Annotated in this window: 16 protein-coding genes and 2 tRNA genes; 13 read left to right on the top strand and 5 right to left on the bottom strand. The window is 50.8% G+C overall.

Annotated features, from left to right (window positions below; genetic code table 11):
- The first annotated feature begins 147 nt into the window (after window positions 1-147).
- Both purF and greB read left to right on the top strand, forming a co-directional pair.
- Complete coding sequence (gene purF / locus ACTHSN_RS09640; RefSeq protein WP_070459897.1) at window positions 148-1,692, top strand: amidophosphoribosyltransferase; 1,545 nt, start codon at window positions 148-150, stop codon at window positions 1,690-1,692.
- 74 nt (window positions 1,693-1,766) lie between these two features.
- Window positions 1,767-2,258 carry a transcription elongation factor GreB gene (gene greB, locus ACTHSN_RS09635; protein ID WP_070459900.1) on the top strand — a complete coding sequence of 164 codons (492 nt, stop codon included), beginning with the start codon at window positions 1,767-1,769 and terminating at the stop codon, window positions 2,256-2,258.
- An 87-nt stretch (window positions 2,259-2,345) separates the two neighbouring features.
- Here the strand turns inward: greB and plsY are convergent, their stop codons facing one another.
- Window positions 2,346-2,957 carry a glycerol-3-phosphate 1-O-acyltransferase PlsY gene (gene plsY, locus ACTHSN_RS09630; protein ID WP_070459903.1) on the bottom strand — a complete coding sequence of 204 codons (612 nt, stop codon included), beginning with the start codon at window positions 2,955-2,957 and terminating at the stop codon, window positions 2,346-2,348.
- A gap of 57 nt (window positions 2,958-3,014) precedes the next feature.
- Between plsY and folB the strand changes: the two genes are divergently transcribed.
- A complete protein-coding gene (gene folB, locus ACTHSN_RS09625; protein ID WP_070459906.1) occupies window positions 3,015-3,365 on the top strand; it encodes a dihydroneopterin aldolase in 351 nt (116 codons plus the stop codon).
- Window positions 3,366-3,438: 73 nt separating this feature from the next.
- Window positions 3,439-3,975: an NUDIX hydrolase gene (locus ACTHSN_RS09620; protein WP_070459909.1), complete on the top strand. Its 537-nt coding sequence runs from the start codon at window positions 3,439-3,441 to the stop codon at window positions 3,973-3,975.
- 130 nt (window positions 3,976-4,105) lie between these two features.
- Here ACTHSN_RS09620 and ACTHSN_RS09615 read toward each other — a convergent pair whose 3' ends face one another.
- A complete protein-coding gene (locus tag ACTHSN_RS09615) occupies window positions 4,106-4,744 on the bottom strand; it encodes an alpha/beta hydrolase (protein ID WP_070584156.1) in 639 nt (212 codons plus the stop codon).
- A 41-nt stretch (window positions 4,745-4,785) separates the two neighbouring features.
- Window positions 4,786-5,580, bottom strand: a complete 795-nt coding sequence (locus ACTHSN_RS09610) for a polyamine aminopropyltransferase (RefSeq protein WP_440365282.1) — start codon at window positions 5,578-5,580, stop codon at window positions 4,786-4,788.
- Between the two features lie 215 nt (window positions 5,581-5,795).
- Here ACTHSN_RS09610 and ACTHSN_RS09605 point away from each other — a divergent pair.
- The 6 genes from ACTHSN_RS09605 (at window position 5,796) to ACTHSN_RS09580 (ending at window position 11,434) form a co-directional block, all read left to right on the top strand.
- A tRNA-Thr gene (locus ACTHSN_RS09605) sits at window positions 5,796-5,871 on the top strand.
- A 36-nt stretch (window positions 5,872-5,907) separates the two neighbouring features.
- Window positions 5,908-5,983: transfer RNA gene (locus ACTHSN_RS09600), tRNA-Thr, on the top strand.
- A 128-nt stretch (window positions 5,984-6,111) separates the two neighbouring features.
- Window positions 6,112-6,903, top strand: coding sequence for a 3-methyl-2-oxobutanoate hydroxymethyltransferase (panB, locus tag ACTHSN_RS09595; protein ID WP_107867541.1), 792 nt, complete (start codon window positions 6,112-6,114; stop codon window positions 6,901-6,903).
- Window positions 6,904-7,019: 116 nt separating this feature from the next.
- A complete protein-coding gene (panC, locus tag ACTHSN_RS09590) occupies window positions 7,020-7,856 on the top strand; it encodes a pantoate--beta-alanine ligase (RefSeq protein ID WP_296184313.1) in 837 nt (278 codons plus the stop codon).
- An 88-nt stretch (window positions 7,857-7,944) separates the two neighbouring features.
- Window positions 7,945-10,545 carry a DNA mismatch repair protein MutS gene (mutS, locus tag ACTHSN_RS09585; protein ID WP_440365281.1) on the top strand — a complete coding sequence of 867 codons (2,601 nt, stop codon included), beginning with the start codon at window positions 7,945-7,947 and terminating at the stop codon, window positions 10,543-10,545.
- Between the two features lie 37 nt (window positions 10,546-10,582).
- Complete coding sequence (locus tag ACTHSN_RS09580; protein ID WP_070712563.1) at window positions 10,583-11,434, top strand: DUF5672 family protein; 852 nt, start codon at window positions 10,583-10,585, stop codon at window positions 11,432-11,434.
- A 43-nt stretch (window positions 11,435-11,477) separates the two neighbouring features.
- Here the strand turns inward: ACTHSN_RS09580 and ACTHSN_RS09575 are convergent, their stop codons facing one another.
- Window positions 11,478-12,314, bottom strand: a complete 837-nt coding sequence (locus tag ACTHSN_RS09575; protein WP_070712566.1) for a DUF4198 domain-containing protein — start codon at window positions 12,312-12,314, stop codon at window positions 11,478-11,480.
- A gap of 252 nt (window positions 12,315-12,566) precedes the next feature.
- On the opposite strand from ACTHSN_RS09575, the gene ACTHSN_RS09570 reads away from it, so the two are divergent.
- The 3 genes from ACTHSN_RS09570 to ACTHSN_RS09560 all read left to right on the top strand — a co-directional run bounded on the left by ACTHSN_RS09570 (window position 12,567) and on the right by ACTHSN_RS09560 (window position 15,593).
- Window positions 12,567-13,610, top strand: a complete 1,044-nt coding sequence (locus tag ACTHSN_RS09570; protein ID WP_199900787.1) for a sulfate ABC transporter substrate-binding protein — start codon at window positions 12,567-12,569, stop codon at window positions 13,608-13,610.
- Window positions 13,611-13,687: 77 nt separating this feature from the next.
- Window positions 13,688-14,746: a DNA polymerase IV gene (gene dinB / locus ACTHSN_RS09565; RefSeq protein WP_070712571.1), complete on the top strand. Its 1,059-nt coding sequence runs from the start codon at window positions 13,688-13,690 to the stop codon at window positions 14,744-14,746.
- Window positions 14,747-14,861: 115 nt separating this feature from the next.
- A complete protein-coding gene (locus tag ACTHSN_RS09560; protein WP_070712574.1) occupies window positions 14,862-15,593 on the top strand; it encodes a phosphoadenylyl-sulfate reductase in 732 nt (243 codons plus the stop codon).
- Window positions 15,594-15,652: 59 nt separating this feature from the next.
- Here ACTHSN_RS09560 and recB read toward each other — a convergent pair whose 3' ends face one another.
- Entirely contained in the window at window positions 15,653-19,309 is a 3,657-nt protein-coding gene (gene recB, locus ACTHSN_RS09555) for an exodeoxyribonuclease V subunit beta (protein WP_070843470.1), read from the bottom strand.
- Window positions 19,310-19,316 lie beyond the last annotated feature (7 nt).

The following is a 19,316-nucleotide window of genomic DNA, read 5'->3' as shown; positions in this document are numbered from 1 at the left end:
ACGGATTCAGACGGCCTATGGGTCGTCTGAATCCGTTTTTATTTGCGTAAATTTGACATCATATTGTCAACAATTCGAGCAAACTCATCTAAATTATTTTATAATGACAGCTTACCCATTTAATCTTCAAACTCGGAGAAGCACGATATGTGTGGTGTATTAGGTTTGGTCAGTCATGAGCCGGTCAATCAGATGTTGTATGATGGTTTGCAGATGTTGCAACACCGTGGTCAGGACGCAGCAGGTATTGTTACTGCCGAAGGCAATATATTTCATATGCACAAGGGCAAAGGCATGGTGCGCGAAGTGTTCCGTACCCGCAATATGCGCGACTTGGTCGGTAATGCAGGCATTGCACATGTCCGCTATCCGACTGCAGGCAATGCGGGCAGCAGCGCAGAGGCTCAGCCGTTTTATGTCAGCTCCCCATTCGGCATTGTTTTGGCACACAATGGTAATCTGACTAATACCGAAGAGCTCTATGAAAACGTATGCAACAAACACCTGCGCCACGTTAATACCAGCTCCGATTCTGAAGTCCTACTCAATGTATTCGCACACGAATTACGCCGCGAAGTCTCTAAAAATACAGCCCCTTATCAACTTACCATCGACAATATTTTCAACGCCGTTTCCGAAGTACACCGCTTGGTGCGCGGCGCATACGGCGTAGTAGCCATGATTGCAGGATACGGCATGCTGGCTTTCCGGGATCCTTTCGGTATCCGTCCGTTGGTTTTGGGTTCGCAAATTGACGAATCCGGCAAAAAATCTTATGCTGTTGCCTCCGAATCCGTTGCTTTCAATGCGCTTGCCTATGATTTGGAACGCGATATCCAGCCGGGCGAAGCTGTATTTATTGGTTTTGACGGCACGATTATTTCCCGTCAATGCAGCGATAAAGCCAAATTAAGCCCTTGTCTTTTTGAATATGTTTATTTTGCCCGACCGGACTCCGTCATCGATGGCGTTTCCGTTTATCAGTCCCGTATGGATATGGGTGTATCTTTGGCAGAAAAAATCAAACGCGAGCTGCCTGTCGATGATATCGATGTCGTGATGCCGATTCCCGATACCAGCCGACCCAGCGCGATGGAGCTTGCCGTTCATCTCGAAAAACCTTACCGCGAAGGTCTGATTAAAAACCGCTACATTGGCCGCACCTTTATTATGCCTGGCCAAGCAACACGCAAAAAATCAGTACGCCAAAAACTCAGCCCGATGGAAACCGAGTTTAACGGCAAAAGCGTTTTATTGGTGGATGATTCCATTGTACGCGGTACGACCAGCCGTGAAATCGTCGAAATGGTACGCGCGGCAGGTGCACGCAAAGTCTACATTGCTTCTGCCGCTCCTGAAGTACGCTATCCGAATGTGTACGGTATCGATATGCCGACCCGTGAAGAACTGATTGCAAACGGCCGCAGCGCAGCAGAAATCGCAACCGAGATTGGCGCAGACGGCATCGTCTTCCAAAACTTAGAAGATTTGGAAGCAGTAGTCAAAGCACTCAATCCAAAAATCGAATCCTTTGATTCTTCATGCTTTAACGGTGTTTATCAAACCGGCGATATCGATGAAGCATATCTGAACCGTCTCTCTACCGAAAAATCAGGTTGTGGCGGCTTGAAAGTTCATCCAAGCAAAATGGAACACAGCATCAGTATCAGCGATAGCGATGATGATGAATAAAGTAAATTGACTTACAATAAAGGCCGTCTGAAAATTAATGTTCAGACGGCCTTTAATTATGTTATAGACACATCATGAGTACCGAAACCAAAAATTACATCACACCTACCGGTTGGCAGGCACTGAAAGACGAACTTTATCATCTGGTCAACAAAGAGCGCCCGGAAATCGTCCAAATCGTTAACTGGGCAGCAAGCAATGGCGACCGCAGCGAAAATGGCGATTATCTTTACGGCAAACGCCGTATGCGCGAAATCGACCGCCGTATCCGCTTCCTAACTAAACGCTTGGAAGCTGCTGTCGTTGTCGACCCTGAAGCGCGTGAAGCCACGGACCAGATTTTTTTCAGCGCCACCGTTGGCTTATTGCGCGGAGATGGTCGTGAACAAACCGTCAAAATTGTCGGCGTAGATGAAATTGATACCGCTAAAAACAAAATCTCATGGATTTCCCCTTTGGCACGCAGCCTGATTAAAGCACGCGAAGGGAATGAAGTTGTCTTGGATACACCGGAAGGACGCGAGATTATAGAGATTCTCTCAGTGGAATATATTAAGATTGACTGATTACGCGTGAATAAAGCAAGTGAAGCTATAAAAGGCCGTCTGAAAAATATACTTTCAGACGGCCTTTTATTGATTGTATCTACGTTTTTAAGATTTTCCGGCTTTATCTCCGATTTTGCTTTCTTTGCCTTGAATCAGGTTTTGAATATTGCTTTTATGGCGGTACAACACCAATGCTGCAATGAATACGGTTGCCCATGCCCAAGAGGCGTGTGGCATCATGAAGAAGGCGAAGATTGGGGCACAGACGGTGGCGACCAGTGCGGCGAGGGAGGATACTTTGAAACCGAATGCCATGACCAGCCAAATCAAGGTGCAGAGCAGGGCGGTTGCGGGGGAGAGGGCGAGTAAGACACCTAATGCGGTGGCCACGCCTTTGCCGCCTTTAAAATTGAAAAATATTGGCCACATATGACCGACCAATGCGGCGATGGCGACCAGGGCTATCGTTGCATCAGACAAATTTAAAGCATCTTGCAGACAGCGTGCCAAGATGACGGCAACCAAGCCTTTTACTGCATCGCCGAGCAGGGTCAGTGCGGCCGCTTTTTTCTTACCGCTGCGCAAGACGTTGGTGGCGCCGGGGTTGCCGGAGCCGTAAGTGCGCGGATCGTCCATGCCGTAATATTTTGATACGATGACGGCAAAAGACAGGGAGCCGATAAGATAGGCGGCAATAATGGCGAGTACATTGAACATTTTGGGTGCTTTACTTAAAATGGGAATGGTTATTCTATCAAAAAAACGGACAGGCAAATGGATAAAATCTTTTTGTACGGCATGAAGGCCGATACTTTAATCGGCGTATATGATTGGGAACGCGAGCGTAAACAGACTTTGATTTTGGATTTGGAAATCAGTGTCCCCGAGCGTACCGGCACGAGCGACGATATCGGAGACACCATCCATTATGGTGAAGTATGCGAAGTTGTACGCCGCAGCCTTGCCGAACAGGATTTTTTACTGCTGGAAACTTTGGCGGAACATATCGCCCAATTGATTTTAAATGATTTTGGTGCGGCCAAAGTGCGCGTCCGTATTGTGAAACCGGGTATCTTGCTCGATGTGGCGCAGGTCGGTATTGAGATTGAACGTACTCGGGAATAGGGCTTATCTATGCCGTCTGAAAAAGGATTTCAGACGGCCTTTAATATTTAATAATTTGGAAATGAGGTAAAAAATGGATTTGAAAGAAACTAAATTAAGCAGCGAGCCAATCTACGAAGGTTCTTTTGTTACCATCAGCCGCGATCGGGTTCGCCTACCCAACGGCAATGAAAGCCAACGAGTTGTGATCCGCCATCCGGGTGCTGCGTGTGTGTTGGCGGAAACGGAAGACGGCAAAGTTGTTTTGGTGCGCCAATGGCGTTATGCCGCCGATCAGGCGACGTTGGAATTGCCGGCGGGTAAATTGGATGTGGCGGACGAAGATCCTGCCGAATGCGCTTTGCGTGAGTTGGCAGAAGAAACGCCATATGTCGCCGACAGTGTCAAACTGTTGTACTCCTTTTATACTGCAGTTGGTTTTTGTGATGAGAAAATGTATCTCTACCAAGCGCAAGGCGTGCGTTTGGGTAGCGAATTGAGCAATGATGAAGATGAAATTACTGAAACCGTCCTGATGAGCAAGGACGAGGTGCGCAATGCATTGGTAAACGATGAAATCAAAGATGGTAAGACTTTGATTGGTTTGCAGTATTGGTTGACTCAGAATTGATATGTTAAGTAGAAAATCCTTGATGGATTTCTGAATACTTGAGCCTGATATTTAGATAATAAAGGTTTCATACAAACAAGGCCGTCTGAAAAAGCTTTCAGACGGCCTTGTTTTATTGTGTAGCCGGATTTTAGCCTAATAAAGCCGGTGCAAACCGTGTGATCGTATCGCGTAAAACGATGAGTTTGCCGTGGAAGAAGTGGGACGAACCGGCAATGGTTACAACCGGCAGGCCTTGTGGTTCTGCCCATGTCAGGGCTTTGTTGATTTCGACGACTTCGTCTTCCGCGCCATGGATCATCAATGTTTTGGCGACATCAGGAACATCGGATGGTTCCGGGCGGTCGGTGTAGTGATGGACGGCGGCGCCCATCAGCAACAGCAAATCAGGCGTGCGTGCTTGTGCGGCAAAGGTGGAAACGTAGCCGCCGAATGAGAAACCTGCCAGGACGAATTGCGGCGCGTCAGGATGTTGCACGCGGGCGTAGTCGATAACGGCAATGCAGTCTTGCGTTTCGCCGCGGCCGTAGTCGTGTTCGCCTTCACTATTGCCTACGCCGCGCAAATTGGGCAGGTAGCAATGGAAGCCGAGTTGGCTGAGGGCTTTGGCAGCGGTTTGGATGACTTTGTTGGTGTTGGTGCCGCCTTGCAGGGGATTGGGGTGGTTGATGACGGCAACGCCGCGGGCGGAGTCTTGTGCGCTTGGCAGGTAGATGGTTTCCAGCAAACCGGCCGGGCCGGGAATTTGAATGATATCGGGTTTGAGCATGGGTGTGTCCTTGTTTGTTTTTTCAGACGGTCTGAAGCGGTTTACAGATAAAAATTCTTGCCGTTGTTTTGATTATTGGCTTTCAAATCAGCAAGCATCCGTTTGAAGTCCAAGCCGTATTTTTCGCTTAATTTTTCGGCGCGTTTTTTTAAGTTGTCGAGATTTTGTTCTTTAGGGCTGCTTTGGAATGCCATGACCGCTACGTTGCCGTGGCTTTCTGCAGGCAGCTCGAGTACGCGGCCGTCAAAGACGTTGAGCAGGCGTTCGACAAAGCGTTGGTAACGCTGATCGCCGCTCCACCAGTTGGTCACAAATACACCGTTGGGAGAGAGAGCGTTGCGGCAGTCTTGGAAGAAGGGTTCTTCCACCAAAGCATCGATAATCTGTTCGCCGTCAAAACCATCTACTAAAATTACATCGGTATTGTGGCGGAACACTTTAATATATTCCGCGCCATCCGCCTCGATAATTTCAAAATGTTCGCCTTCGTGCGGCAATTCAAACAGGCTGCGCGCTACGGCGATGACTTGCGGATTGATGTCAATGGCGGTTTGCTTGGTATCGGGCAGGTAGCTGTCTATCCAACGGGCAAACGAGCCGCCGCCCAAGCCAATTTGGGTGATGTGTTTGGGCGGGGTTTCTGCAAACAGCAGCCAACCCATCATGGCGCGGCTGTACGACAACACAAGCTCGGACGGATGATCGACATTCATGGAGCTTTGAATGGTGTCGCTGCCCAAGTGCAGGGAACGGATATTGCCTTCTTCAGAAATACCGACTTCGGGCAGATGGGATTTGGCTGGGCGCAGGCGGCGGTAAGGATGGCGGGGTGGCATGTGTGCAGACGAAAGATGTGAAAGGCGTTATTTTAACAGAAACCATGATGTTTTGCGCTGGGGCGGTTTTCAGACGGCCTTTGAGCGTGTTGGATGGCAAGATAAGGCATGTATTTAATTTTCTTTAAAATCATTGGTTTTTATAATTTCGTGAGTAACTTTGTTTTAAAATGCTTGCCAAGATGGGAACTTATCGGCATAATGCCGACTTCCTTGCCGGTATAGCTCAGTTGGTAGAGCACCTGACTTGTAATCAGGGGGTCCCGAGTTCGACTCTTGGTGCCGGCACCAGTTAAAGACTGATGGTGCTGCAAGGCATTTCAGTAAGCCGGTATAGCTCAGTTGGTAGAGCACCTGACTTGTAATCAGGGGGTCCCGAGTTCGACTCTTGGTGCCGGCACCAATTAAAAGCCCGATTGTGAAAGCAGTCGGGCTTTTTGCTTATGCTTTGATATTTTAAAAGCAGACCTTATAATACCGCGTTTCCATTACAACAAAGGGCTGCCCGTCGGGCGGAACACACAAAACACCATGATTACCGTAAACACTTTGCAAAAAATGAAAGCAGAGGGCGAAAAAATCGCCATGCTGACCGCTTATGAATCCAGCTTTGCCGCGCTGATGGACAATGCCGGCGTGGATGTGTTGCTGGTCGGCGATTCTTTGGGTATGGCGGTGCAAGGTCGTCAGTCCACTTTGCCGGTGAGTTTGCAAGATATGTGCTACCACACTGAATGCGTGGCTCGCGGCACTAAAAATGCCATGATTGTCAGCGATTTGCCGTTTGGCGCATATCAGCAGAGCAAAGAGCAGGCATTTGCGGCAGCGGCAGAGTTGATGGCGGCCGGCGCGCATATGGTCAAGCTTGAAGGTGGTGTCTGGATGGCGGAGACCACTGAATTTCTGCAAATTCGCGGTATCCCTGTTTGCGCCCACATCGGCCTGACTCCACAATCCGTGTTTGCATTCGGCGGCTATAAAGTTCAAGGCCGCGGCGACAAGGCGGAAGCGTTGCTCAACGACGCCAAAGCGCATGATGCGGCAGGTGCGGCAATCGTATTGATGGAATGCGTTCCTGCAGAGTTGGCGAAAAAAGTGACCGAGACAGTTTCTTGCCCGACCATCGGTATTGGCGCAGGCGTGGATTGCGACGGTCAGGTTTTGGTGATGCACGATATGCTCGGCATTTTCCCCGGTAAAACCGCCAAATTCGTGAAAAACTTTATGCAGGGCAAAGACAGCGTTCAAGCTGCGGTCAAAGCCTATGTGGACGAAGTCAAAGCAAAAACGTTCCCATCTGTCGAACATACGTTTGCCGGATAAAATAAACAGGCCGTCTGAAACTTATTTCAGACGGCCTTTTTGATGAATAAAAGCGTATAATCGGCGCGTGATTTCCGTTGATGAAACGGCGGAAAAGATAAAGGATTTTTCAAACCATGCAAATTATTCATACGATTAAAGAATTGCGCGAGTGGCGCAAAACTGCCGGAAAAGTGGCATTTGTGCCGACCATGGGCAATCTGCACGAAGGCCATCTCGCGCTGGTGCGCGAAGCAAAAAAACGTGCCGATAACGTTGTGGTCAGTATTTTTGTCAACCGCCTGCAATTCGGACAAGGCGAAGATTTCGACAAATATCCGCGCACTTTGCAGCAAGATGCCGACAAATTGGCAGGCGAGGGCGTTGCCGTTGTGTTTGCGCCTGATGAAAAAGAGCTGTATCCGAATGTGGAACAGCGTTTCAATGTCGAGCCTCCGCACCTGCAAAATGAATTGTGCGGTAAATTCCGCCCAGGCCATTTCCGTGGCGTGGCGACCGTTGTAACCAAGTTGTTCAACATTGTTCAACCCGATACCGCCTGTTTCGGCAAAAAAGACTATCAGCAGCTGGCGATTATCAAAGGCTTTGTCGAAGACTTGAATTTCAATATCGATATCGTACCCGTCGATACCGGCCGCGCTTCAGACGGCCTGGCACTTTCCAGCCGCAACCAATATTTGAGCGAAGCAGAGCGCGCAGAAGCGCCGCGCCTCTATCAAGAGTTGCAAAACATTGCCACCGCCTTGAAAAACGGCAATCTTAATTACGCCCAGCTTGAGGCCGAATGTATCCACCGTTTGACCGATGCCGGCTGGGTGGTTGATTACGTTGAAATCCGCCATGCACACAGTTTGGCAGTGGCTCATGTTGGCGATAAAGAATTGGTGGTGCTTGTCGCCGCCCGTTTGGGTACCACGCGCCTGATTGATAATTTGGAAGTGGCTTTGGCTTAAAACCAAGCTGCTGTTAAAGGCCGTCTGAAACCTGTTTTTCAGACGGCCTTTTGTTACAATAACGCTTTTGCGTTTCTAAGGCTTTTCCATGTCCAAACCCACCGTTTCCCCGATGATGCAGCAGTATCTCGCCATCAAATCGCAACACGCTGACAAGCTGGTGTTTTACCGTATGGGCGACTTTTACGAGTTGTTTTTGGATGACGCGGTGGAAGCGGCAAAGCTGCTGGATATCACCCTGACCACGCGCGGTCAGATGGACGGCGTGCCGATTAAGATGGCGGGCGTGCCGTTTCACGCGGCGGAGCAGTATCTGGCGCGGCTGGTGAAGATGGGCAAAAGCGTGGCGGTGTGCGAGCAGGTGGGCGAAGTCGGCTCGGGTAAAGGGCCGGTGGAGCGCAAAGTCGTGCGCATCGTAACGCCCGGCACGCTGACCGACGCGGCGTTTTTGGAAGACAAGGAAACCAACCGCATTGTGGCGGTAAACGCAGACAAGAAAAACGTTGCCATTGCATGGGCTTCTTTGCAAAGCGGCGAATTCAAAACCAAGCTGACGACGGCGGACAAACTCGCCGACGAGCTGGCGCGTTTGCAGGCAGCGGAAATCCTGTTGCCTGAAGGTAAAAGCCTGCCTGACGGTTTTCAGGCAACCTCCGCCAACATCACGCGTCTGAACTCATGGCAGTTTGCCGCCGACGCGGGCGCGAAATTGTTGACCGAATACTTCGGCTGCCAAGACTTACACGGCTTTGGTTTGGACGGCAAAGAACACGAAGTCGCCATCGGTGCGGCGGGTGCGCTGTTGAACTACATCCGCTTGACGCAAAACCTGATGCCGCAACACTTAGACGGCATTTCGCTCGAAACCGACAGCCAATATATCGGCATGGATGCCGCCACGCGCCGCAATCTCGAAATCACGCAAACCCTCTCCGGCAAAAAATCGCCGACCCTGTTTTCCATACTTGACGGCTGCGCCACCCACATGGGCAGCCGCCTCTTGGCACTCTGGCTGCACCACCCCTTACGCAGCCGCGCCCACATCCGCGCCCGCCAAGAAGCCGTTGCTGCGTTGAGTTCGCAATACGAAACCCTGCAAGGCCGTCTGAAAAACATCGCGGACATCGAACGCATCGCCGCCCGCATCGCCGTCGGCAACGCCCGCCCACGCGACCTCGCCGCCCTGCGCGACAGCCTATTTGCCCTGTCCGAAATCGAATTGTCCGCCGAGGGCAGCAGTCTCTTAGAAACCCTCAAAGCCGTTTTCCCCGAAACCCTGCCCGTCGCCGAAACCCTCAAAGCCGCCGTGATGCCAGAACCCGCCGTCTGGCTCAAAGACGGCGGCGTCATCAACCAAGGCTATTCGGCAGAACTTGACGAGTTGCGCCACATCCAAAACCACGGCGACGAATTCCTGCTCGAGCTTGAAGCGCGCGAACGCGAACGCACCGGCCTCTCCACCCTCAAAGTCGAGTTCAACCGCGTCCACGGCTTCTACATCGAGTTATCCAAAATCCAAGCCGAACAAGCCCCCGCCGACTACCAACGTCGCCAGACCCTGAAAAACGCCGAACGCTTCATCACCCCTGAACTCAAAACCTTCGAAGACAAAGTCCTGACCGCGCAAGAGCAGGCATTGGCATTGGAAAAACGCCTGTTTGAAGCCCTCCTCAAAGACATTCAGACGACCCTTCCCCAGCTTCAAAAAGCCGCCAAAGCCGCGGCTGCCCTCGACGTACTTTCTACGTTTGCCGCGATTGCAGCCGAACGCGGCTTCGTTTGCCCCGAGTTTGCCGACTATCCGGTCCTCCATATCGAAAACGGCCGCCATCCCGTCGTCGAGCAACAAGTGCGCCACTTCACCGCCAACCACACCCGCCTCGACCACAAACACCGCCTCATGCTCCTGACCGGCCCCAATATGGGCGGTAAATCCACCTACATGCGCCAAGTCGCCCACATCGTCCTCATGGCGCACACCGGCAGCTTCGTCCCCGCCGATGCCGCACAAATCGGGCCCATCGACCAAATCTTTACCCGTATCGGCGCATCGGACGACTTAGCTTCCAACCGCTCCACCTTCATGGTCGAAATGAGCGAAACTGCCTACATCCTCCACCACGCCACCGAGCAATCCCTCGTCCTTATGGACGAAGTCGGTCGCGGCACTTCGACTTTTGACGGTCTCGCCCTTGCGCAAGCCATTGCCGAACACCTGCTGCAAAAAAACAAATCCTTCAGCCTCTTTGCCACCCACTATTTTGAGTTAACCAAACTGCCCGAAGCCCACGCAACGGCAGTCAATATGCACCTCTCCGCACTTGAGCAAGGCCAAGACATCGTCTTCCTCCACCACATCGAACCCGGTCCTGCCAGCAAAAGCTACGGTATCGCCGTTGCCAAACTCGCAGGTCTGCCCAACCGCGCTTTGAAAGCGGCTCAAAAGCATTTAAACGATTTGGAAAACCAAGCCGCCGCCAACCGCCCGCAGTTGGACATTTTCAGCGCAATGCCGTCTGAAAATAGGGCAGATGAGGAAGGGAAAACACAAGAAATTGAACCTGTTGATAATTTGCAGGCCAATGAATTGGCTGAAGCTTTGGCGCAAATTCAGCCCGACAACCTCACGCCGCGCGAAGCCTTGGATGCCTTGTATCGCTTGAAAGAAATTTGCAACAAGGTGTCGTAAATAACTCAAAGGCCGTCTGAAACAGGAGAAACATATAATGAGTTTTGCTGACATTACCGTGGTTGGTATTACCGGTGCAGATTCTTATACCGAGGGCACGATGTATGCAATTATCCGCAGCTGTGCCGAATTGCCTGGAAGCCGTGGATTGCTGATCAGCCCGAGCTGTCCGCAAGGTTTGCCGGAAAATATCCGACATCAGCCTTGCCGGCCATTCGGTTATCTCGAATATAATCTGTTTGTTTTGTACCAACTGATGTATTACATCGATACTGATTATTGTTTGATCGTTCAAAATGACGGCTGGGTGTTGAACGGTCAAAACTGGCAGGATGCCTATCGGGAATATGACTATATCGGCGCACCTTTGCCGATTTTGTTGGAAACCGAAGCCGACGGGCAGTTTTTCCTGAAGGGAACCGACCAATATTTGGCCAAACAACATCTGATTCAGACTTCTCCAAATTTGGACGAGCCGCAGAATGGCGGTTTCAGCCTGCGCAGCAGACGGCTTTTAGCTATGCCACGACAACTGGGCTTAAATGTAGAAATCCGACCGCCTTTGCCGCCGAAAGACGAAAAAATTGCCGATATGGAATGGCTGATACGGCTGCACCACGAAGATATGTTTTTGACGGCGCAACATCGTTATAGATTGCAGGACTTGGGTTTGAAATTCGCGCCTCCGAATATTGCTACACAATTTTCTTCAGAAGTACCGTTTATCAATCAAATGAGGAATGTCCCTTTAGAGCGTGTCTTTGGGGCGCATTGGATGGGCAATGTGGTCTTGACCGGCTGCAACCGTGTCCGGTTTGCCCAATTGAATGAGGATAAATTGGAAACATTCTCCCGTTTTTTTAGAAATTTGGGTTATGAATTAGAATAAATGAAGGCCGTCTGAAAGTTCAGACGGCCTTTTTTAATGGCTGTTAATGTTGATGATGGTGGGCATGGCGTGCAGCCGCGCGTTTGGTACCGACAGGCACAATCAGCGTTGCGTAAGTATTGTCTTTCTGACATACGCTTTTATCGCCGTAATCGGTCTCGTTCACGACTTTGATTTTCCACAAGCCGTCAATCAACGTAATCACATTGACCACGCCGTTTTTATCGGTTTTGCCGGAGAAGCCTTGAGGCTCGCGGTGGTCATGGGTTGATTCCAAGTCCATTTCGGCCAAAGTGTCCGAGCTGGCGGTAACGGTGGCTTTAACCAAAGGCTCGCCTTTGTACAGGACTTTGACCGGCAAAATGCCGCCGGCTTTGACTTCGTTCGGATTTTGCAGCGGAACCAGTTCCAGCTCTTGGCCGATAGGGCGGGTCAATACCGCTTCATCGACTGCGCCGTTGCCCACTTGGACAAAGCTTTTGCCGAACATTTGTGCCTGTTCGCAATAGGTGGCACCGGCCAGTTGTTTTAAGGTTTGCTGTTTCCAGCCATCTTTGTTTTTCGACCAGAAAGTAGGCTTGTAGGTTGCGCTGACCCAGTAGGAACCTTCAGGCAAAGCAGCTCTGGAAACGTATTGATAGTTTTCGCCTTTATTTACCAAATCAACGGTTTTCTTTGAGTTGCCGGTCAATTGCAGCGGTTTGAAAATATGCACGCGGTCGTCGGCGATTTTTTCGACATTGGGGAAGTCATGGCTGTAACCCAAATCCGCATGCAGGATTTGGCCGGCAGGCTGATGTGTCGGTGCGGCCACCCAAACATCGTGCGCCTGTGCCGCTGCGCCTAATCCCAGCAATCCTAAAAGCATCCATTGTTTCATCGTTTCTACACTCCATTTTTCGATTATTGAACAAAACGCCTAATGATTCGGCAAATACGAACGGTACTCTTTTTTATTAACTTTGTAAATAATATGGTTTAGATTTTATAGTTATAAATAATTATTTTTTGATTTCAGACGGCCTCGGTTTATATAACCAAAACTGATAAACCCAAAAGCAAACATTATTTCCCGTTTGCCTCCGATCCCGATAAAGTATCGCCATACTTTTAATAGGAGCCGACCATGAATATCCGTACCCTTTCTTTTGCCGCATTGACCGCCGCGCTGGCGTTGAGTGCCTGCTCTCCCAAAAACGAACAATCTGCCGACAATGCAGCTTCCGCAGGCAAGGGCGGTAATGTGAAGCTGTTGAATGTCTCTTATGATGTCGCACGAGATTTTTATAAAGAATACAATCCTTTGTTTGTCAAAGAGTTTACCGCAAAAAACGGCGGACAATCGGTTGAAGTCCAACAGTCACACGGCGGCTCCAGCAAGCAGGCTTTGGCTGTCGCCAACGGTTTGGCTGCCGATGTGGTGACCATGAACCAGACTTCCGATATTGAGCTTTTGGTGAAAAAAGGTTTGGTCAAAGCCGATTGGAACACGCGCCTGCCGGACAATGCCGTGCCTTATACCAGCAACGTCGTTTTCTTGGTGCGCAAAGGTAATCCGAAACACATCCAAGACTGGGGCGATTTGGCCAAAGACGGCGTGCAAATTGTTTTGGCCAACCCGAAAACCACCGGCAACGGCCGCTACGCCTTTTTGGGTGCGTACGGTTATGGTTTGAAAGTGAATAACGGCGATGAAGGCAAAACCAAAGATTTTGTGGCCGCATTGCTGAAAAACACGCCTGTATTTGAAAACGGCGGCCGTGCGGCGACGACGACTTTCAGCCAACGCCATATCGGCGATGTCTTGGTTACCTTTGAAAATGAGGCCAACTACGTCAGCAAAAAGCTGACCCAAGACCAATTTGAAATTGTTTATCCAAGCTACACTATTCTTTCCGAAGCGCCGGTTGCCGTCGTGGACAGCGTAGTCGACAAAAAAGGCACACGCGCCACTGCCGAAGCCTATCTGCAAAACCTCTGGAGCGAACCTGCCCAAGAGTTGGCCGCCAATCTTTACCTGCGTCCGCGCAATGTTGAAGTATTGGCAAAACACAAAGCCGATTTCCCTGAGATTGAGACGTTTAATCCGAATGAGAAATTTGGCCCGTGGGAAGAAATCATGAAAAAATTCTTTGCCGACGGCGGATTATTTGACCAGCTTTCCAGTAAAAAATAGGGCTTAAACATAGAGGCCGTCTGAAACTTCAGACGGCCTTTTGTTACAATAAGCCTTTTTCTTATCCATCTTTTCCCATGTCTCAACGCAAAATCATCCATATCGATATGGACGCATTCTACGCTTCGGTAGAACTGCGCGAGCAGCCGCACCTGAAAGGGTTGCCGGTCGTTGTGGCGTGGGACGGTACGCGGTCGGTCATTTGTGCCGCTTCTTATGAGGCGCGCAAATTCGGTTTGCACTCGGCCATGTCGGTGGCGACGGCGAAAAGGCTGTGTCCGCAGGCGGTGTTTGTGTCGCCGCATTTTGATTTGTACCGCCAAGTATCGGCGCAGATTCATGCCGTGTTTCGGCGTTATACCGATTTGATCGAGCCTTTGTCTTTGGACGAAGCCTATTTGGATGTTACCCGAAATTTTGAAAATATCCCGTACGCCAGCGAGGTGGCTAAACGCATTCGTGCCGAAATTTTTGAAGAAACCGGTTTGACCGCCTCCGCAGGTATTGCACCCAATAAGTTTTTGGCAAAAATTGCTTCAGATTGGCGGAAGCCAAACGGGCAGTTTGTGTTGCCGCCGCAAAAAATCATGGCGTTTTTGGAGAGCCTGCCGTTGGGTAAGATTCCCGGTGTCGGCAAAGTCACGCTGAAAAAGATGAATGCCCTCGGTATGCAAACTGCCGGCGATTTGCGCCGTTTTGAGCGCGGCGAACTTTTAAACCATTTCGGCCGCTACGGCTACCGCCTTTATGATTTGGCACGCGGTATTGACGAGCGGCCTGTCAAAGCCGAACGTGAACGCCTGCAAATCTCAACCGAAATTACCTTGCCCGAAGATTTGTCTTTGGCGCAGGCTTCAAGTCATTTGCCGCACCTTGCCGAAGACCTCTGGCGGCAAATCGAACGCAAAAACGTCGAAGCCAAAGGCGTTACCCTCAAACTCAAAACCCATGATTTCCGCATTATTACGCGTTCGCTGACGTATTCTTCCGTCCTTCCCGACAGCGCCTCGCTGCTTCAGGCGGCGCATACTTTGTTGCAACGCATACCGCCGCAACGCGAAGACGCCTTCCGCCTGATCGGTATCGGTGTGAGTCATTTGCTGCCGAAAAACCAGCAGCAGACGCTTTGGTTATAAAGAAATAGAAAAGCATTCTTTCCGTTTGAAGATAGGGCGCAGGACAATATTGTTCCATAACCATATCGGCAGCCGTTTCAACAGGCCGTCTGAAAATTATTAGGAACAACCAGCCATGTCTTTATTCCGTCCACAACTCTGGAAAATCCCCGAAATCAGCGATGCCGAACGCCGCCGCCTGCCTGAGTTGGCAGCCGCTTTGGAGCGCCGTTTGCAAGACATTGCCGTACGCTATCCGCAAGCCGTGTTCGCATCCAGCCTTGCAGTTGAAGATATGGTCATTACCGATGCCGTGAGCCGTCTGAAACTACCCATCCGCATCATCACGCTCAATACGGGCAAACTCAATCCCGAGACCGCCGCGCTGATTTCCGAAACCAATGCGCGTTATCAAACCGAATTGGAAGTGTTTTATCCCAACCGACAAACCGCCGATGAATTTGAAGCGGAATTTGGCACGACCGCGATGTACGACAGCGTCGAGTTGCGCCGCCGTTGCTGCCATATCCGCAAAATCGAACCGCTCAACCGCGCTTTGCACAACGCCCCCGCATGGCTGACCGGACAACGCCGCAGCCAGTCCGAAACGCGCAGCGAATTGAATTTTGAAGAGCTGGATACCGGCCGCAACATCGCCAAATTCAATCCTATTTTTGATTGGGAAGAGCAGGATGTTTGGGCATATGCACACGAACACCAAGTTCCGCTCAATGCGCTTTATCATCAAGGCTATCCCAGTATTGGGTGCGAACCCTGCACGCGTCCGGTCAAGCTAGGCGAAAATATCCGCGCCGGGCGATGGTGGTGGGAAAGCAAAGACAGTAAGGAATGCGGTTTGCACAAATAATCAAAGGCCGTCTGAAAACGTTTCAGACGGCCTTTTTGACGGCTTAACAAAATGATTTATCAAGAATTTGTTTTTCGTTCAACGAAAGTGGAAAGCAGGGCGGTATCGATGTCCCATTTCCAAATGCCGCGATCCGAGCCGTCCATGCCGCGCAGGAAGAGGTAGCGGATGGCGATTTTGGGCAACGGCTTGCCGCGCAGGGCATAGTAGCGTGCGGTGGCAACGGCGTAGATCAGGGCTTGCAGATAGTAGTGATGATGTGCCACGGCTTCGTTCATCGCCTGTTGCGTGTAGGCGCTTGCATCGTTGCCCAAATGGTTGGATTTGTAGTCGATTAAAACGACATTGCCGTCTGAATCTTGGCAAACCATATCAATAAAGCCGTTCAAATAGCCTTGTAAATCATGGAAGTCAAGCAGTTGCGCGGCTTGAACGCATTCGGGCGGCAGGTTTGCTTCGCTTGAGGCAAACCAACGGCGCAAGTCGTCCAGTTTGAAATCGTCCATGTACAGGGTAAACCCCATTTCGGGCAGGCGTCGGGTCGGCGGAATCTGCGACAGGCTCTCGTTGATTAAAGGCGTAAGGCGGCAGGTATCGAGCATGGTGATTACCGTCGGCAGCCATTTGTCTTCAAAGCTGTGGCGTTGCAAAACTTCGGCAATCATTTCGGATTGGCTCTCGGCAGAGGCGGCGAAGTCGAGTTTTTCCAGCATTTCATGCAAACATACGCCGGCATTGGTGCCGTGGGGGAAATGGTGGATATCGAGGCCGTCTGAAAGTGGGGGCGGCAGGTTTTCAGACGGCATGGCACGGTCTGCGCTTTCTGCCGGATCGATGGCAGGTTGCAAAGGCTCGTGTTGTTCGTCGGTTGACTTGGTATGCCGGCTCAAACCGGTAAAGCTGGTGTGGCGGATAAAGTCAAAATCGCGGCGTTTGATGCTATGTGCGCTAAAAGCTTGGTCTTGCTGGCGGCTGTATTGGTAGACGGTTTCCGGCGGGGCTTCTTCCGTGAATGCAAACTCCGTATTTTCAGGCGTGTTTGTGATAAAGCGTTGCCAGTTGGTTTTGAGCATTTCCACAACGTCTGTCGCGCTTTTATAGCTTTGGCTGACGCTTTCGCGGCCGGCATCCGGCAAACCTTCGAGCAGATAGGCAAAAGGATTGTTTGGCGTACAGTTTTTGTTGGCGGCGGCGTAGATATTGAGCTGTTCTTCGGCGCGGGTAAGGGCGACATAAAGTAGGCGTAAATCTTCGGCCGTCTTTTCGTCGGCAAGGTGGCTTAGTTCTGCTTCTGAGGTTTGCGATTTGGCCAGCAGCTCGGTTTCGTGGTTGTCAGTATGCAGGATTTTCCAGTTTTCTTTGGAATTGTCTTTGGTATCCCATGCGAAGGGGCAGTAAACCAAAGGATATTGCAAACCTTTCGACGCGTGCATGGTAACGATTTTGACCAGTTTTTCGTCGCTTTCAAGACGGATGGTTTGCGCGTCTGATGGGAAATGGCCGCTGCGCGCACGGCTGATTTGTTCGTTCAGCCATTTATGCAGGGCGGCAGGGTTGCGGCTTTGGCTGTCTTCTTCGGCCAAAAGCTCCAGAATTTGATAGTAGTTGGTCAGGCTACGCTCGTTGCCGCCTTTGAGCAGGCGTGTTTCGATGTCATGTAGGGCGGCAAACTGCTGCACGGCGGCAAAAATGCCGCCTTTCCGCCATTTTTCCATGGCTTGGGCAGACGACTCCAGCCATTTCAGCAGCTGGTGTTCGTTGTGGTTGAGTTCGTAAATCTCTTTGGCGGTATAGCCGAACAAAACGCCGGTCAAGACAAAGCGCAGCCAGTCGGTTTGCCTTGGGTTGAGCCAAAAGCCGATCAGCGCGGACAGAGAGTCTGCCTCGGCGGAATCGAAAACGGACTGGCGCGACAGCAACACGCTTTGGATACGGCGCTGTTTCAGTTTCCCTGCAATCATCGCCGCTTCGTTGTTGGTGCGCACCAAGACGGCAATATCGCCGGATTCCAACGCGCGGCCTTTGAAGTTCAGACGGCCTTCGGCTGCTTCATTGAGCGCAAAGGCAATTTCATCGGCGCAATATTCGGCGGCACAGCCGCGCAAAATCTCTTTGTCGGTTTGGTCGTCCGTATTGAGCCAGCGCACTTGGATGGCGGGGCGGTGTGGCGACAGCCGGCTTTCGGCGCGGCTAGCGGAGACATCGCTGTAATCGATGTTTTCCAATACGAAGGGGTGTTTTTTTTGTTTGAACAAGGCGCTGATGCCGTTAATCAGTTTGGCATGGCTGCGATAGTTGACAGCGAGGGTGTAATGCCTGTCCGCATCTTGCGCGGCTTGCAGATAGGCGTAAATGTCCGCACCGCGAAAGCTGTAAATCGCCTGTTTGGGGTCGCCAACGAGAAACAGCGGGCAGCCTTGTTCGATAAAAATTTGGCGGAAAATTTCGTATTGCAGCGGGTCGGTATCTTGGAATTCGTCAATCAGCGCGATTTCCCAGTTTGCTGCCGCCGCTTTTGCCAATGCGTTGCCGTGTTCATTGGTGGTCAATGCCTGATGGACATCCAGTAGCAAATCGTCAAACACACGCTCGCGGCGTGATTTTTTTTGTTCGGCAATGGATTGGTTGATGTAGGAAAGTAGGTCGAGTTGCAGGCAGATGAAGACTGCTTCTTCTGCGCTTTCCATTGCCTGCAAATCACGACCGAGATTGGCCAAGGCTTGCAGCTGAATAATTTCCGGCGCATCGGCATCGGCTTTATATTCTTTTTTCAGTTTGCTGTTGAGTGTATCGACACTGAAATGGTTTAGTTTTCCTAGTGTTTGTTTGCTTAGGCGGGGCAGACGGTTGGATTCGGAGTTTGTTTTTAAATCGGTAAAAACATTTTCAAAGGTATTTCTTCTGTAGATCTGGCCGTTAAGTTTGGGCAAGATTACCCAAAACGCTTTTTCCAAGTCTTCCAACTGGCTGCAAACTTTTTGCCATGTTTCTTGAAGGTTAGCTTGGGCTTCTTTCAAATCGCCTTCGGGCCGTCTGAATTTCAGATAGGGGCGGCCGGTATAGCTTTTGATTTCGGCAAGCATTTCTTCAGGCGTGCATTTCCGATCAAAAACCAATTGTGCCAATGTGGCATCGGTTGCCACTTTTTGCCGCCAAAAGTCTTGCGCAGGAATCAGCAGCCTCTCGCGCGAGTCGTCCGACAGCTCGACATCCAAAGGTGCGCCGCACAAAAACGCGTAATCGCGCAAGACGCGCTGACAGAAGCCGTGGATGGTGTAAATCGATGCGTTGTCAAACTGGCTCAGCGCGGCTTTGAGGCGGAGAGTCAGGCGATGGCAGCTTTCCTGTCCGTCTTGCTCGCCTAAAGCCAAAGGAATCAAGCGATTGAGAAAGTCATCGGGGGATTTTTTCTCTTTTTCGTAATATTTGTTCAGGCCGTCTGAAATATGTTCCGGCTCGCCGCCCAAGGTTTGGATTTCGTTCAAAACCTGCAACACTTCGTCCAAACGCGCGCGCAAACGGGTTTTCAGTTCTGCCGTCGCCGCTTTGGTAAAGGTAACGACCAGAATTTTCTCGATGTCTTTTTTTTCTAAAACAATCAGTCGGGTAAAAAGCGCGGCAATGCCGTAGGTTTTACCCGTACCGGCAGAAGCTTCGATGAGGTTGGTACCGTCGATGGAAAGTGTGAGCGCGTCAAAAGGAAGGGCGGAAGACATGGTTGGA

It is taken from the genome of Neisseria sp. P0009.S010 (assembly GCF_051958545.1).
Lineage (GTDB): Bacteria > Pseudomonadota > Gammaproteobacteria > Burkholderiales > Neisseriaceae > Neisseria > Neisseria subflava_A.
This window is presented reverse-complemented; position numbering and strand designations above follow the sequence as displayed.

Excerpts from the sequence above, each read along its gene's own strand:
- ACTHSN_RS09610 (WP_440365282.1), bottom strand. The coding sequence starts at position 5,580 with ATGCCACCCCGCCATCCTTACCGCCGCCTGCGCCCAGCCAAATCCCAT.
- ACTHSN_RS09580 (WP_070712563.1), top strand. The coding sequence starts at position 10,583 with ATGAGTTTTGCTGACATTACCGTGGTTGGTATTACCGGTGCAGATTCT.
- mutS (WP_440365281.1), top strand. The coding sequence starts at position 7,945 with ATGTCCAAACCCACCGTTTCCCCGATGATGCAGCAGTATCTCGCCATC.
- purF (WP_070459897.1), top strand. The coding sequence starts at position 148 with ATGTGTGGTGTATTAGGTTTGGTCAGTCATGAGCCGGTCAATCAGATG.
- folB (WP_070459906.1), top strand. The coding sequence starts at position 3,015 with ATGGATAAAATCTTTTTGTACGGCATGAAGGCCGATACTTTAATCGGC.
- panB (WP_107867541.1), top strand. The coding sequence starts at position 6,112 with ATGATTACCGTAAACACTTTGCAAAAAATGAAAGCAGAGGGCGAAAAA.
- ACTHSN_RS09615 (WP_070584156.1), bottom strand. The coding sequence starts at position 4,744 with ATGCTCAAACCCGATATCATTCAAATTCCCGGCCCGGCCGGTTTGCTG.
- panC (WP_296184313.1), top strand. The coding sequence starts at position 7,020 with ATGCAAATTATTCATACGATTAAAGAATTGCGCGAGTGGCGCAAAACT.
- recB (WP_070843470.1), bottom strand. The coding sequence starts at position 19,309 with ATGTCTTCCGCCCTTCCTTTTGACGCGCTCACACTTTCCATCGACGGT.
- ACTHSN_RS09575 (WP_070712566.1), bottom strand. The coding sequence starts at position 12,314 with ATGAAACAATGGATGCTTTTAGGATTGCTGGGATTAGGCGCAGCGGCA.
- greB (WP_070459900.1), top strand. The coding sequence starts at position 1,767 with ATGAGTACCGAAACCAAAAATTACATCACACCTACCGGTTGGCAGGCA.
- dinB (WP_070712571.1), top strand. The coding sequence starts at position 13,688 with ATGTCTCAACGCAAAATCATCCATATCGATATGGACGCATTCTACGCT.
- ACTHSN_RS09560 (WP_070712574.1), top strand. The coding sequence starts at position 14,862 with ATGTCTTTATTCCGTCCACAACTCTGGAAAATCCCCGAAATCAGCGAT.
- ACTHSN_RS09620 (WP_070459909.1), top strand. The coding sequence starts at position 3,439 with ATGGATTTGAAAGAAACTAAATTAAGCAGCGAGCCAATCTACGAAGGT.
- plsY (WP_070459903.1), bottom strand. The coding sequence starts at position 2,957 with ATGTTCAATGTACTCGCCATTATTGCCGCCTATCTTATCGGCTCCCTG.